The following is a 14,574-nucleotide window of genomic DNA, read 5'->3' as shown; positions in this document are numbered from 1 at the left end:
ATCAGACCGAGAGGTAGCGCGTTTTGATGTCTTCGTTGCGCCTCAGTCCTTCCGTGGTATCCGCATACACGATGCGGCCGCGGTCGATCACCGCCACGTGGGTGGCGATGTTCAGGCAGAAATGCATGTTCTGTTCGGCCAGCAGGATGGTGGTGCCGGCCTTTCTCAACGCGTGGATGCAACGCGCGATCTGTTGCACGATCACCGGCGCCAGCCCTTCGCTGGGTTCGTCCAGCAGCAGCACCCGGGGGTTGCCCATGAGTGCCCGTGCGATCACCATCATTTGTTGTTCGCCGCCCGACAACTGGCCGCCCTGGCGATGCTTCAGTGGCTCCAGCATGGGGAAGGTCGAATAGACCCGCTCCAGCGTCCAGTCGACATTGCCGGCCGGCCCGGGCTTGGCGGCCACCAGCAGGTTGTCCTCGACGCTGTGTTCCGGAAACGCCTGGCGGTCTTCCGGCACGAAGGCCAGCCCCTGGCGGGCGATACGGTAGGCTTTCTCGCCGCTGACATCGACGCCGTCGAACACGACCTTGCCGCCGGCGGCGGGATGGACGCCGGCGATGGCCTTCATGGTGGTCGACTTGCCGGCGCCATTGCGCCCCAGCAAGGCCACGCACTGGCCGGCGCGTACATCGAGGTCGACGCCGAACAGCACCTGGCTGGCGCCGTAGCGCACCTGCAAGCCCGTCACGGCCAGCATCGATTGCTGCGTGACGTTGGCAGCTTCTTCCATGTGGGCGACGGCGCTCATGCGGCTTGCTCCTCGAAACCGGCGCCGAGATAGGCGTCGATGACTTGCTGGTTGCTGCGGATCTGCGCCGGCGTGCCTTCGGCCAGCAAGGTGCCGTAATACAGCACCCGGATGACCTGGGCATGCTCGAAGACGATGTCCATGTCGTGTTCGATGAAGGCGATGGTGATGCCTTCGCGCGCCCATAATTCATGCACCCGCTCGATCATCTGGATCCGTTCTTCCGGCCCCATGCCGGCGGTGGGCTCGTCCAGCAGCAGCATGCGCGGCTCCAGCGCCAAGGCCAGGCCGATGTCGAGCAGTTTCTGTTCGCCGTGCGAAAGATGGCGCGCCAATACGCCGGCGCGCCGCTCCAGGCCGATGGCCGCCACCAATTCTTCGGCACGGGCGCGCGAAGCCGCTTGCGAGAAACCCTGCCAGAGGCTGCTCATCCGGCGCCGGTGCGACAGCACCGCCGCTTCCATCGATTGCAGCACGGTCAGGCTGGGGAAGATGCTCGACACCTGGAAGGCGCGCCCCATGCCGCGGCGCACGATCTCGGTGGGCGACTTGCCGGCGATTTCCTCGCCGTCGAAGACGATGCTGCCGCTGTCGGGGCGGAACTTGCCGGTGATCAGGTTGAACAAGGTAGTCTTGCCGGCGCCATTGGGGCCGATGATGGCCGACAGGCTGCCGGCGCTGAAATCGATCGACAGGTCATTGGTGGCCAGCACCCCGCCGAAGGACTTCTTGAGGTTCTTGAGTGTCAGCATCAGATGGCTCCTTCGCGCAGTCCGCCGTATGTCGCCCAGCCGTTGGCCGCCAGCCAGCCGCAGTCCACCGGCAGGTTCACGCCGGTAATGGCGGCGGCCTTGTCCGAGATCAGGAAGGCCACCGCATCGGCCACTTGCGACGGCAATACCGGGCGCTGCAAGGCGGCGTTGGCCTGCAGCGCGGCGATATCGCGCTCGCCGCGATCAATGGCGCCTTGCAGGGCCGGCGTGAGCGTGTAGCCCGGCGCCACCGCGTTGACCCGCACCTGGTACGGCCCCCATTCGGCCGCCAGCGACTCGGTCATGCTGATGATGGCGGCCTTGGACGGGCCGTAGGCGTGCAGTGGCGTGGAACGGGTGCCGGTAATGGAAGAAATGTTGACGATGGCGCCCGCGCGGCGCGCCAGCATCGGCCGGGCAAAGGCCAGGCTGGCGATGTAGCTGCCGCGGAAATTGACGCGCTGGATGCGGTCCCAGGTGGCCATGTCCAGCGCATAGGGCGACACCGGTTTCTGGATGATGCCGGCCGAGTTGACCAGCCCGGCCACCGGCCCGAACTGGCGCTCGACCTGGTCGGCCGCCTGCTGCACCTGGGCGTCGTCGGTCACGTCCAGGGCGATGGCGTGGGCCCCCAGTTCGGCCGCCGCGGCCTGGGCCGCCGCCAGTTGGATGTCGGCCAGCACCACATTGAATCCCTGCGCGCGCAGTTCACGCGCGCAGGCCTGGCCGATGCCGCTGGCCGCGCCGGTTACCACGATTGTCTTGTCTCGGTTTGCCATGATCGCCTTACCTGTCCTCACGGGTTGTTGATTGACGGTCGCGGCCACGCCATTGCGTCCAGCGCTCCACCGCCAGGTCGAGCAGGCCGCGCCGCAGGCCCATCGCGTAGAGCAGGATGATGCTGCCCAGCACCAGGCCGTAGTGCTCGGTATAGGCCGTCACGGCATGGTTGAGCACGGTCAGGATGGCCGCGCCCGCCAACGGCCCGAGGAAGGTGCCCAGGCCGCCGAGCATGATCATGAAGATGGCCTCGCCCGACATGGTCCAGTAGCCGAAGTTGGGATAGGCCGCCGACACATACAGGCTCATCAAGGCGCCGGCCACGCTGGCGGCGGCCGCCGCGATGACGAAGGCCGACAGCCGGTAGGCCAGCAGGTTCATGCCGAGGAATTCCACCCGCGCGGCGTTGTCGCGGATCATCCGCAGGGCATAGCCGAAGGGGGTGCGGGTGATGTGCCAGAGAATGCCCAGGGTCACCAGCACCACCGCCGTGATGAACATGAACAGGTGGTCGGGATTGTTCATCTGCAGCCCCAGCACCGGCGGCTTGGCGAAACCGCCGGTCAGGCCCTGGTCGCCGCCGGTCAGCGAAGCCCAGCTCAGGATGGTGCTGTAGAACATCATCTGGATGGCCAGCGTGAGGAACGCGAAATAGATCTCGCGGGTCTTCATGCACACCAGCCCGACCACGGCCGCGATGGCGGTCGAGGCCAGCACCGAGAGCAGCATGGCGGCCGGGATGCTGAATTGCCCGGTCTGCATCAGCAGGCCGAAGCCGTAGGCGCCGCTGGCATAGAACATGGCGTGGCCGAAGGCGATCAGCCCGGCGTAGCCGATGAGCAGGTTCAGCGACACCGCAAACAGGCCCAGGATGCCGATATGGATGACCATGTCGGCGATCATGCGCGAGCCGGTCAGCATCACCACGGCCGTTACCACGATAAAACTGATCACCACCCACAGCAGGGAGGCGATGGCGGGATGTCGGTTGCGCATGTTCATGCTCCCTTCCCCATCAGGCCGTTGGGCCGGACCACCAGCACCACCGCCATCAGCAGGAACACCAGGCCATCCACGAAGACCGGGAAGCCCACGCTGCCGAAGGCGCGGCAAAGGCCGATCAGGATCGCCGCCACCAGGGCGCCGGCGATCGAGCCCATGCCGCCGATGACGGTGACGATGAAGGATTCGATCAAGACCGAAAACCCCATGCCCGGCGTCAGCGAGCGCACCGGCGCGGCCAGCGCCCCGGCAAAGCCGGCCAGCCCGGCGCCGATGGCGAACACGGCGGCATACATCAGGCTGGTGTTGATGCCCAGCGCCGCGGTCATGCCGGCATTGGCGGCGGCGGCGCGGATTTTCTTGCCGAAGGCGGTCTTGTCGATCAGCCACCAGGTGGCGAAGGCGATCACGCAGCTCACCGCAATCAGGAACAGGTAGAACGGCGGCACCGGCGTGCCGGCCAGCATGAAGGGCGCCACGGCGAAGCTGTCGGGCATCGGCAGCGACTGGAACTCGGTGCCGAAGGCGATGCCGATCAAGTCGTCCAGGATCAGTATCCAGCCGTAGCAGACCAGCAGCTGCAGCAGGAAATCCCCTTTCTGGATGCGCGCCACGAACAGCCGCTCGAACAGCGCGCCGAAGATGGCCACGCCCACGGCGGCGGCGACGATGGCCACCAGGTAGTTGTCCGAGAGACGATAGGCGAACAGGGCCACATACGCGCCCAGCATGTACAGCGAGCCATGGGTGAAATTGACCACCTTGAGCACGCCGAAAATCAGAGAAAGCCCGGACGCCACCAGGAACAGCAACATCCCGATGATCAATCCATTGGTCCCCTGTGCCACCGCACAGGTGGACGAGGCCAGGCAGGAAAACAGTGCCGAAAAATCCACAAACACCCCCAAATCGGTAGAGTTGCGCATCCGCCCGCCGCAAGGCCCGGCGGATGCCACGGTCAAGCCATCAGGCGTAGCCCGCTTCTTTCTTCCACTTGCCTTCGAGCTCGACGATGGTGCTCCAGTCGATGGCCGACATCTTTTCGATGTAGGGCGCCTTGGGCACGATCGGGCCCCAGCCGATGGCATAGTTGACGAGGGTGCTGTCGTCGGCGCGCATGGTGACCTTGCCGCCCACGCCAAAGGGCGAATTGATGGTCAGGCCGCGCATGGCCTCGGCCATCTTCTTGCCGTCCAGCGACTTGGTCTTGCGGATCGCCTCGATCATGAAGGCCGCGCCGGTGGCGGCGCCCCAGGACCAGTTGGTCGGCAGGTCGTTAAAGCGCTTCTGGTAGGCGTCGCACCAGGCGGCGTTCTCGGGCGAATTGGGGAAGTTCTTCAGGTAGCGGTTGCCCGAGTGGATCCCCTTGGGCAGGGTCTTGATCGCGCTCAGCGTGGTGTAGTCGCCCAGGTTGATGGCGAACACTTCGATGCTGTTGAACAGGCCATACAAGTTGCCCTGGTCGATGAACGACACCAGGTCGCCGCCCCACATGCCGACGAACAGCGCTTGCGGCTTTTGCTGCAGGATCTTGGTGATGACTTCGGTATAGTCCGGCTGGAAGATCTTCGGCCAGGCCGCGCCGATGACCTCGGCCGAGCTGTCGAAATGCTTCAGGTACTTGAGGAACTGGTCTGCCGTGTCATGGCCGTAGGAGTAGTCCGGCGACACCGTCATCCATTTCTTCAAGCCCTTCTGCCTGGCCACCTGGGCCGCGTAGTAGCCGCCGGCGACCGCATCGTGGGCGCCCTGCCGGTTGGTGCGGAAGGCGTTGGGAATCTTCAGCTTGGGATCGGCCGTGAGCGAAGAGGTCTCGCTGATGGCGTGGATGCAGAAGGCGCCGAGGTCGCGCACCACCTCGTGCACCGCGAAGGCGCCCGTGGAGGCTTCGCAGTCGAGAATGAAATCGCACTTGTCGCTGTTGATCATGTCGCGCACCAGGCGCGCCGCCTCTTCCGGCTTGCCCTTGGTGTCGCGCACCACCAGTTCGACCTTGCGGCCATCGAAACCGCCGGCGGCGTTGAAGGCGTCGAACTCCATCATCGCCGCATTGCGCGAGGTCACGCCCAGCTGGGCGACCCGGCCCGACAGGATGGTCGGCACGCCGATCTTGATGGCTTGCTTGCTTTGGGCGCGCACCAGCGCCGGGAAACCGGCGATGGCGGAGGCCGCGCCGACGGCGCCGGCCTTGATGAGGGTGCGCCGCGCGGCGCTCTCGATACCGGATTGCTGCATTTCTTTTTTCATATCCCTGTCTCCTTGGATTGGACTGTGTCTTCACTTCGCGAGGCGCAACCCATCCTCTACGGCCCCGTTGCTGGCGGCCCGCCGGTCATGCGTTGCCAGATAACACCCCTGATGCGCCGCTTTTTCATCGGCTATCTGCAAATACGCAAATACGCAAGGCTTGCTGCGCGTTGAAACGGCGGCGCAATCGCGACCGCTCCAATGTCACAGAAAAGAAAGGAATGGCACGGCGAGGATTCGCCGCGCGCGGGCGCAACGCGCCCCTTGGGCCGCCGAACCGCCGGCGCACCCTGTCTCCTTTCGTCGCACCGGGATGCCGTGGCGCCCCGATGACCTTGTTTTTATGAATTATGACTCATGAGTCATAATTCAGTATATTTTCGTTTTTCAGGGCTGTCAATCGCTACGCCAATCCCTTTCTCGCAAAGGCCGGGACAACCAGCAAAATCCATTCGGCCAGGCTGCCAGGCAGGCCGGAAACGTCCGCCCGGCGCCGTTTTCATTCAAAACAGGTAACGCCCGCCGTTCACGCTCAAGGTCTGCCCGGTGACATAGCCAGCCTCTTCCGAGGCCAGGTATGCCACCGCGTAGGCGATGTCGTTCGGATGGCCGGCGCGCTTCATCGGCATCATCCTGGCGACGGCGTCGACATCGATCGGGCCTTCGCGCACCAGCGGGGTATCGACAAATCCGGGCGGAACGTGGTTCACCGTGATTCCCTTGTCGGCGAACTCCACCGCCAGCGCCTTGGTCAGCCCGATCACGCCGCCCTTGGAGGCGGCATAGTGCGACATCGCCGGCGCCCCGGTCTGGGCCGACGACGACGAGATATTGATGATGCGCCCCCACCCCGCCGCCAGCATGTCGGGGACCAATTCCCTGGTCACCAGGAACGGCCCTTTCAGGTTGACGCCGATGATGCGGTCCCACACTTCCTCGGTCATGCTGGTAAAGGGAACGTAGCCGCTGATGCCGGCATTGTTGACCAGGATCGAGATCGGCCCGAGCGCATCGCGCGCGGCCGCCGCGCCGGCGGCGACGCCATCGGCGGTCGCCGCGTCGCCGACTACGGCAATCGCCCGCCCTCCGGCCTGGCGGATCGTCTCGGCGGTATGTTGCGCGCCTTCCCGGTTCAAATCCCAGACCGCAACGGCCGCGCCCTGCTGCGCCAGCACAATGGCGATCGCCTGGCCGATGCCTCGGCCGCCGCCGGTCACGACGGCATTTTTTCCTTGCAATGACATTTTCATTTTCCTTGTCTTGAGTTGGCCGCGCCTGGCGCGGCCGTCATGCGCCGAAGGCTTCGCGCGCGGCCGCACGCGCCGCCACCGCCGCAGGAAAGCCGACGTAGCCGGCGGCGTGATAGATCAGCTCGGCGATCTCTTCCTTGCTGAGGCCATTGGTGATGCCGACCCTGACATGCGTTTTCAGCTCCGCATCGGCATGCGTGGCGATCAGCAACGCCAGGGTTACCAGGCTGCGGTCGCGCGGGCTCAGTCCCGGCCGTGCCCACAACGCGCCCCATACGCTCAGCAGGCCGATGTCCACGAGTTCGTCGGCGAATCCCCCATCGCGCAGGTTGACCTCGCCTTCCGGAAAAACGCCGGGCAAGGCCGCGCGCAAGGCGGCCATCCCGGCACTGCGCAGATCCTGGCCGGCGCCGGAATCGGGTGCTTGTTGATTGTCGATGCTCATCTGCTTGGCCTCATGTGCTGGCATTACCAGGCCACCGGCAGCTCTTCGATGCCGTAGGCCAGGGAGTCGTGCTTGAAACGCAGTTCGGAGAACGGAACCGCCATCCTGAGCGTTGGGATACGGCGCAACAGGGTGGGATAGGCCACTTGCAGTTCGATGCGCGCCAGTTGCTGGCCAATGCATTGGTGCGGGCCCCAGCCAAAGGCATGGTGATGGCGCGCATCGCGCGTGATGTCGACCTTCGCCGGATCGGGGAAGGCGACCGGATCGAAGTTGGCGGCCGGCAGCGACGAGACCACGCCATCGCCGGCCCGGATGATGGTGCCGTCGCCCAGGTCGACATCTTCGAGCACGATGCGACGCTGCAGCAGGTGCGGAATCGTCAGGTAGCGCAGCAGTTCCTCGACCGCGCCGGCCACCAGTTTCGGATCCGTGGTTTCGCGCAGCATTTGCATCTGGCCCGGATTCTGCAGCAGCAGCGCCGTCCCCAAGGTGATCATGTTGGCGCTGGTCTCGTGCCCCGCGATGAGCAGTATGACGCCGAGCTGGATCGCGCCGGCCATGTCGATCTCGCCTTCCTTGATGCGCTGGCCGAGGTCGGAGAGCACATCCTCGCCAGGCTCCCGCATTTTCTTTTCGGTCAGCTCGCCGATGTACTGGCTCAATGCGCCGACCGACGCGCGGTTTTCTTCCGGCGATTTGTCGCGGGCGTTGGCCACCTTGGAGTGTTCTTCGAAGAAGTCATGGTCTTCATAGGGAACGCCCAGCAGATCGCAGATCATCAGCGACGGCAGCGGCAGCGAGAACGCCTGCACCAGGTCCACCGGATTGGGGCCCGCCAGCATCTTGTCGATCAGTTCGTCGGTGGCCTGCTGGATTTGCGGACGGATCTTTTCCATGCGGTGCCGCGTGAAGGAATTGGTCAACAGCCGGCGCAGGCGCGAATGCTCTTCGCCGTCGGTATCGAAGATGGTCCGGGGACGGTCGTGGATGGTCTCCGCGATCGAGCGGTTCATGAAAGGGAAGTTGGGCAGGTGGTCGTTGGCGCTCAAGCGCGGATCGGACATGAGCTTGCGCTGCAGCGCATGCGACAGGATGATCCAGGGCGTGCTGCCGTCCCAGATGCGTACGCGCGTGATGTCCACGCCTTGATCCTGCAAGGCCCTGAGTTCGGGCGACGGCAAAAACGGGGCATCCGCGGCCCTTGGCGTCGGATAGTCCTCGATTTGGTTCAAGTTTCCCACTACGACGGCATTCATGTTGTTCTCCTGTCTTTTCTGTGCAGGACGGTTGTCCCGCTTATCACTGTTCGCATCACTCTTCGATACGGATGGCCAGCGCCGGGCATACGGCTGCGGCTTGCCGCACGTTTGCTGCCTCTTCAGGCCCGGGGTTCTCATTGACGAAGAAGACGATCCCGTCCTCCTCGCGCTGGTCGAATACGTTGGGCGCATACAGGACGCACTGTCCGGCGGCGACACATTTTTCCTGGTCGATATAGATTTTCATTTCACATCTCCTTGCGTTGTATTGAAGTGGCGTTGTATTGAATTGGCAGTGCATCCCGTCAATGCGTTTCCAGCCGGGTTCCCATCCCTGCGACCACATCCTGCCGATGCTGCCGCACCTGCTTGGGCATGTTCCATCCCAGCACTCCCGTCACGGCGCCGCCCAGGCGATACCTGGCGACAAACCTGCGCTCCGGCAGCGCGCCTTCGACGATCTCGACTTCAGCCTCGGCGGCAATCGCGCCGAACACCTGGATCTTCACGTCGAACTGGTCGGTCCAGAAATACGGCACAGGCGCATAGGCGGCGTCCTGGCCGAGGATCCCGGCCGCGACGGCGTCGGCCTGCTCGGTGGCATTGGTGCGGTTTTCCAGGCGCACCAGGCGCCCCAGCTGTTCGTGATGCCAGCGCGCCACATCGCCCACGGCATAAATGCCCTCGGCGGCCCGGCACCTGGCGTCGCACACCACGCCGTTATCCAGCCGCAGGCCGCTGCCTTCCAGCCAGGCGGTGGCCGGCTGCGCGCCGATCGCCACCACCACCACGTCGGCCGGCAATTCCTCGCCGCCGGCCAGGCGCACGCCCGTCGCGCGCGCGCCCTGGGAGAGCAGGCCGGTGATGCCCGATCCCAGCCGCAGGCGCACGCCGTTGGCCTGGTGCAGCTCGGCCAGCAGGCCCGCCGCCAGCGGGCCGAGCTGGACCGCCATCGGTGCGGCGAGCGGGCCGACCAGCGTCACATCCAGCCCCATCAGGCGGGACGTGGCGGCGATTTCGGAGCCGAGCACCCCCTCCCCCACGACCACCACCCGCAGCGCCGACAGCAAGTCGCGGCGTAGCGCCAGGGTGTGCTCCAGGGAACGCAATACATGGACGCCGGCCAGGCCTTCCTGGCCGGGAAGCTGACGCGCGCGCGCGCCGGTGGCGATGACGATGGCATCGGCTTCGAGCTGGCGGCCGGACGCGGTGCGCACCGTGCGATTGGCCGCATCCAGCCCTGTCGCCGTCTCGCCCAGGATGAACTCCGCCTGCAAGGCGGCCAGCATCTCGGCCGGACGCAGCGCGGTGCGCTCGCCGTCCCAGGCGCCTTGCAAGACCTGCTTGGACAGCGGCGGCCGGTCGTAGGGCAGATGGGTTTCGTCACCGATCAGGGTGATCCGGCCCTGGTAGCCTTTGCGCCGCAGCGCCTCGGCCGTGGAGAGCCCGGCGGCGGAGGCGCCGACGATCAGGACGCTCTTGGGCTGGCTCATGCCGCCTCCCTGGCTGCCGCGGCGCGCGGGTCGCCGGGCTGAAACCGCGTGGCGAATCCCCAGGCGACGCCAAGCCCGCTGCCCGGCTCAGTGACGAAACCCGCCGCGCCGCGCGCCCCGATCCTGAGGCCAAGGCTGTCCAGGTGGCGCTCGGCCCGGCTGAGATCCGCCACTTTCCAGGTCATGCCGTAATACCTGTCGTTGGGCAGCGCTTCCTGCAGGCTCGCATGGGCTGCCGTGCCGGCGTCCGGCTGCGCGTATTCCAGCAGGGCATCGCCGACGAAGACGAAGGTGCTCGCCGCCTGCAGCAAGTCATTGCGGCCCTCGCCGACCACCACGCCCCCGAGCGCATCGACGGCAAACCTGAGCGCGCGCGGCGTCTGGCTGGTCAGGATGGTGTGGTGGGAGCAGCAGTCGATGCCCAGCGGGTCGGCCGCCGCTACCGGGCCCAGCGCCCATCCCGGGCTGGTGCGCGGGTCCAGCGGGAACGGCCCTTCGCGCATGAATTGATATTGCAATCCGGTGTCCGCGGGAACCGTGAAATAGGTGATGACGCCGCCGCCCGGCGACTGCGGCGGCAAGTCCCCGTCGGCGATCCGGTCGGACAGGTCGATGCTGCGGATGCCATGCTGGCGCAAGCCGTGGTAAAGGCCTTCCATGTCCTGCACATACCAGCCGATGCTCTTGAGCACGGGTTCCTGCACCGCCGGATAGCGCTGGTAGCCATTGACGAAGTGCAGCTTCGGATCGATGCTGTCGATGAACACGTCGCGGATCGTCGTGAAGGTCGAGTATTCGGTCGGGTACTCCGGCCGGCTTGGCACCATTGCGCTCAAGGGCGTGCTGGGCCGCCCGAACACCTGCTCGAACCATTGCACGGCGGCCGCCAGGTCGGGCACCTGGATCGTCGGATGGAAGACCCTGACGGCGCGATAGCCCGGCGCCGCCTTGTCATCCGGCGCGCTCATACGGAGTACTCCCCGTCACGCCGGGCGACTTCGGCGCCGTCGGCGCCCTCCCCGGCGCGCGACATGGCGAAATCGCCGAACTGGCGTTCCCGGCTTTTTCCCATGACATCGAAAAGCACGCCGCGCCCGGCCGGATTGATCAGGAACTTCCTGGGCTTGCCGGGGATGTTGGCGCCAAAGTAATAGCTGTGCTCGGGGCTGAACGGCGAATAGGCGGCCATGGTGTTGACCATGGCGCTCCATTCTTCCTCGGCCGCCTGGCTGGCCTCGATGACATTGAAGCCATGCCCTTGCGCGTAGGCCAGCAGCTCCATGGTGAAATCGATCTGGTCGCCGTTGTAGCGGGGATTGTTGGCCGCCGCACCATGCGGGCCACCGGGGAAGAACAGGTTCGGGAAGCCCGCCGCCTGCAATCCCAGGAAGGTATTCGGCCCGTCTTTCCAGGCGTCTTCCAGCGCCACGCCATTGCGGCCCTTGATGCCCATGCGTTGCAAGGCGCGGGCGAAATCGAATCCGGTGGCCCAGACGATGATGTCGAATTCCTCGAACCCCTGGCTGGTCTGGAGCCCGGTCCCGGTCACCCGTTCAATCGAGACTTCCCGCAACGACACCAGCTTGACGCCGGGCTTGTTGAATGCCTCGTAAAAGCCGGTCGCGTAAGGGGGACGTTTTTGCGCGTAGTAGTGGTCCTTGGGGATCAGCTTGTCGGCGGTGGACGGGTCCTTGACGATCTCGCGGATCTTGTCGGCGATGAACGCCGAAAACTCCTTGCGCAGTTCGGCATTCATGAAGAAATCGCTGTAGTTGGCGGTCATCTTCGAAAAGCCGGGGCTGTCCCACAGCTTTTCAAAGAAGCGACGGCGCTCTTGCGCGGAATCCTCGGTCGATGCCCGTTCATAGGGCTGGTGCAGGAAACCACTCAGGCTGGTGTCGAGGGTCTTCTTGATCGAGGCGAAGTTGGCGCGCAGCTCGCGCTGCTCTTCCTCCGTGATCGGACGGTTGTTGACCGGCGTGATCCAGTTGGGATCGCGTTGATAGACGGTCACCGACGCCACTTCATCGGCAATCGCGGGCACGATCTGCGCGCCGCTTGAACCGGTGCCGATCACGGCCACCCGCTTGCCCTTGAAGTCGACCGGCTGGGACGGCCACAGGCCGGTGTGGTAAGACTCGCCCTTGAAATCCTCCCGTCCCGGGATCGGCGCGTAGTAGGGAACGGACAGCACCCCGGTCGCCGCGACCATATAGCGCGCCCGGTATTGCGCGCCTGACTCGGTGCGCACGCCATAGGCGCCGCTGCCCTCGTCGAACTCGGCGGCGATGACCCGCTGGCCCAGGCGGATATGGCGCCGCAGGTCGAAGCGGTCGGCCACATGGTTGAGATAGCGCTCGATCTCCGGCTGGGCGGCGAAATGCTCCGACCAGCGCCATTCATCGAACAGTTCCTTGGAAAACAGGTAGGCGTAGGTATAGCTCTCCGAGTCGAAACGCGCTTCCGGATAGCGGTTCCAGTACCAGGTGCCGCCGATGCCGTCGCCGGCCTCCAGCAAAATGGCTTTCATGCCGGCCTGCAAGGCGACATAGAGCTGGTACAGGCCGGTGATGCCGGCGCCGACGATGAGCATGTCCACCTCGGGCGATCCGGCCGGATGGGAGGAAGTCTTGGAGACCATGGGATGTCCTTTCAAATCAAATTCAAAGTGAATGCGCAAAGACGGCGATGTCGCTCAGCGTCGCGTCGTAGATGTCGGGAATCGCCTTCATGAAGTTGATTTCCGCCGCATGGCAGGTTCCGTTCACCGTGCGCGCCCGGGCCTGCACGCCGGCGGCCTGGAGCTTGCGGTAGTAGGCCAGCCCCTCGTCGCGGAACGGGTCGAGCTCATTGACCGAGAGCACATGCGGCGGCAAGCCTTGCAAGTCGGGCTGGCTGGCGTGATAGGGCCACGCCAGGGGGTTGCCGGCGTTCGCCTTGTCCGGGTCGTACGCCAGTGCCGTCGCGGCACACACGGCTACCGGCGTGTACAGGCCATCGTTCTCATGCAGGGACTGCAGTTCCGTGCCTTTGTCGACGTAGGCATTGGAGATGTACGGGCACAAGGCGTAGACGCCATCGACCTGATGCAGCCGGTCTTCGCGCTTGGCCTTGAGGGTGGCCGCCAGCGACAGGTTGGCGCCGCCCGAGTCGCCGGAAATGATCAATTTGCCGATGCCCAGGTCCGCCTTGTTCTGGCTGACCCACTGGAGCGCGGAGGACACATCGTTGAGGCCGGCCGGGAAAGGATGCGGCCCCAGGCGGCCGGCGGCGTTGCGAAACTCGACCCCGATGACCACCAGTTGCTTGGCCGCGAGGTCGTCGCGCCAGCGGCTATACAGCGGCCCTTCCGCATCCAGGATGCACATGCCGCCGCCATGCAGGTGCAGCACCCCGGGCAAGGGCCCCTGGGCATGCGCCGGACGATGGATGAACAAGGCGATTTCATTGCCATCGACGCCGGCGATCGTCAGCCTGGTGGTGGCGACATCCCTGACCTCCGGCATGCCGGCCACCGACAAGGCGAGAAACTCGACCGAGCCGGCTTCGGCGCCCTGGAGATATTGCAGGATGCCCGCCAATGGCGTATCGCCGGTGACATGCACCTGCGGCTCCCCTCCCATCTGGAACGCATCCAGCGTGGCCGCCAGGCGGCGGTCGATGCGCGGATCGTCGCGGATCACGAGTTGCGGGTTGTCCAGCTTGCCTGGACGGCGTAATTGGGTCTGTGACACCATGTTCTCCTTTATCGGTTCATTGGTTTTGTCTGTTGCTTGATGCGGGCCAAATCATTCCCGCGACGCTGGCGTCAGGCGATGGCGCCGCCATCCACCGGCAGCGCCACGCCGGTCATGAAGCCGGAAGCCTCGGAGGCCAGGAACAGCGCCGCGTGCGCCATGTCGCCGGGCGTGCCCATGCGCTTGAGCGGCACGGTGGCGATGATCTGGTCGAGCGTGGCCATGACGATCCCCTCCGCCATGTCCCGCCGCAGCGCCGGCGTATCGGTGGCGCCGGGGCAGATCGCATTGATGCGGATGCCTTCCGCCGCCAGCAGATGCGATGCCGAGCGGACGTATTGGATCAGCGCCGCCTTGCTGGCTGAATAGGTGGGGAAAATCGACACCGCCTTGAGTCCCGCTATCGACGATGTGCAAATCACGGAGGCCGATTTCGACTTGCGCAGCAAAGGCAGCAGGCGCTTGGTGAGGATCATCGGCGCCCAGACGTTGATGCGCATGCAGGCATTGAAACTGTCCAGTTCGTAATCGAACCCGGACGGCGCCGGCAGGCCGGCGTGGTTGAACAAGATGTCCAGCACGCCGTGGTGCTGCAGGAAGCCGGCCACGAAGGCTTCGAGGGCGTCCTGGTCGAGCAGGTCGACCGCATGCCATTCGGCCGCGCCGCCGGCGCGGATGATTTCCTCGGCGGTTTCCCTGGCGGCCGCGCCGTTGCGGTCGGCGATCACCACGCGGGCGCCCTGCTCCCCGAACAGCAGCGCCGATGCGCGGCCCATGCCGGAAGCGCCGCCGGTGATCAACGCCGTCTTCCCTTCGAGGCTAAAGATGTTTTCGATGGTCTTGCCCATAAGG

Annotated in this window: 15 protein-coding genes; all 15 read right to left on the bottom strand. The window is 65.3% G+C overall.

Features of this window, described 5'->3' with window-relative positions; genetic code table 11:
* Position 1 precedes the first annotated feature (1 nt).
* The 15 genes from AC07N6_RS07405 to AC07N6_RS07335 all read right to left on the bottom strand — a co-directional run bounded on the left by AC07N6_RS07405 (position 2) and on the right by AC07N6_RS07335 (position 14,570).
* Positions 2 to 754: an ABC transporter ATP-binding protein gene (locus AC07N6_RS07405; protein WP_494779665.1), complete on the bottom strand. Its 753-nt coding sequence runs from the start codon at positions 752 to 754 to the stop codon at positions 2 to 4.
* Complete coding sequence (locus AC07N6_RS07400; RefSeq protein ID WP_494779664.1) at positions 751 to 1,506, bottom strand: ABC transporter ATP-binding protein; 756 nt, start codon at positions 1,504 to 1,506, stop codon at positions 751 to 753. Before AC07N6_RS07400 ends, AC07N6_RS07405 begins: the two co-directional genes overlap by 4 nt.
* On the bottom strand, positions 1,506 to 2,285 hold the full coding sequence (locus AC07N6_RS07395; RefSeq protein WP_494779663.1) for an SDR family NAD(P)-dependent oxidoreductase: 780 nt from the start codon (positions 2,283 to 2,285) through the stop codon (positions 1,506 to 1,508). Before AC07N6_RS07395 ends, AC07N6_RS07400 begins: the two co-directional genes overlap by 1 nt.
* 7 nt (positions 2,286 to 2,292) lie before the next feature.
* A complete protein-coding gene (locus tag AC07N6_RS07390; RefSeq protein WP_494779662.1) occupies positions 2,293 to 3,282 on the bottom strand; it encodes a branched-chain amino acid ABC transporter permease in 990 nt (329 codons plus the stop codon).
* A 2-nt stretch (positions 3,283 to 3,284) separates the two neighbouring features.
* On the bottom strand, positions 3,285 to 4,214 hold the full coding sequence (locus AC07N6_RS07385) for a branched-chain amino acid ABC transporter permease (RefSeq protein ID WP_494779661.1): 930 nt from the start codon (positions 4,212 to 4,214) through the stop codon (positions 3,285 to 3,287).
* Positions 4,215 to 4,254: 40 nt separating this feature from the next.
* On the bottom strand, positions 4,255 to 5,535 hold the full coding sequence (locus tag AC07N6_RS07380) for an ABC transporter substrate-binding protein (protein ID WP_494779660.1): 1,281 nt from the start codon (positions 5,533 to 5,535) through the stop codon (positions 4,255 to 4,257).
* A 503-nt stretch (positions 5,536 to 6,038) separates the two neighbouring features.
* Positions 6,039 to 6,779 carry an SDR family oxidoreductase gene (locus AC07N6_RS07375; protein WP_494779659.1) on the bottom strand — a complete coding sequence of 247 codons (741 nt, stop codon included), beginning with the start codon at positions 6,777 to 6,779 and terminating at the stop codon, positions 6,039 to 6,041.
* A gap of 43 nt (positions 6,780 to 6,822) precedes the next feature.
* A complete protein-coding gene (locus tag AC07N6_RS07370) occupies positions 6,823 to 7,230 on the bottom strand; it encodes a carboxymuconolactone decarboxylase family protein (RefSeq protein WP_494779658.1) in 408 nt (135 codons plus the stop codon).
* 23 nt (positions 7,231 to 7,253) lie between these two features.
* Positions 7,254 to 8,489 carry a cytochrome P450 gene (locus tag AC07N6_RS07365; protein ID WP_494779657.1) on the bottom strand — a complete coding sequence of 412 codons (1,236 nt, stop codon included), beginning with the start codon at positions 8,487 to 8,489 and terminating at the stop codon, positions 7,254 to 7,256.
* Positions 8,490 to 8,544: 55 nt separating this feature from the next.
* The gene (locus AC07N6_RS07360; protein WP_494779656.1) at positions 8,545 to 8,739 is read right to left on the bottom strand and encodes a ferredoxin; all 195 of its coding nucleotides are present in this window, start codon (positions 8,737 to 8,739) and stop codon (positions 8,545 to 8,547) included.
* A 58-nt stretch (positions 8,740 to 8,797) separates the two neighbouring features.
* Positions 8,798 to 9,985: an NAD(P)/FAD-dependent oxidoreductase gene (locus AC07N6_RS07355; protein WP_494779655.1), complete on the bottom strand. Its 1,188-nt coding sequence runs from the start codon at positions 9,983 to 9,985 to the stop codon at positions 8,798 to 8,800.
* The gene (locus AC07N6_RS07350) at positions 9,982 to 10,953 is read right to left on the bottom strand and encodes a VOC family protein (RefSeq protein ID WP_494779654.1); all 972 of its coding nucleotides are present in this window, start codon (positions 10,951 to 10,953) and stop codon (positions 9,982 to 9,984) included. Before AC07N6_RS07350 ends, AC07N6_RS07355 begins: the two co-directional genes overlap by 4 nt.
* The gene (locus AC07N6_RS07345; protein WP_494779653.1) at positions 10,950 to 12,626 is read right to left on the bottom strand and encodes a flavin-containing monooxygenase; all 1,677 of its coding nucleotides are present in this window, start codon (positions 12,624 to 12,626) and stop codon (positions 10,950 to 10,952) included. Before AC07N6_RS07345 ends, AC07N6_RS07350 begins: the two co-directional genes overlap by 4 nt.
* A gap of 22 nt (positions 12,627 to 12,648) precedes the next feature.
* Positions 12,649 to 13,722 carry an alpha/beta hydrolase fold domain-containing protein gene (locus tag AC07N6_RS07340; RefSeq protein ID WP_494779652.1) on the bottom strand — a complete coding sequence of 358 codons (1,074 nt, stop codon included), beginning with the start codon at positions 13,720 to 13,722 and terminating at the stop codon, positions 12,649 to 12,651.
* Between the two features lie 71 nt (positions 13,723 to 13,793).
* Complete coding sequence (locus AC07N6_RS07335) at positions 13,794 to 14,570, bottom strand: SDR family NAD(P)-dependent oxidoreductase (protein ID WP_494779651.1); 777 nt, start codon at positions 14,568 to 14,570, stop codon at positions 13,794 to 13,796.
* Positions 14,571 to 14,574 lie beyond the last annotated feature (4 nt).

This window comes from Herbaspirillum sp. GW821-FHT09A12, assembly GCF_059418325.1.
This window is presented reverse-complemented; position numbering and strand designations above follow the sequence as displayed.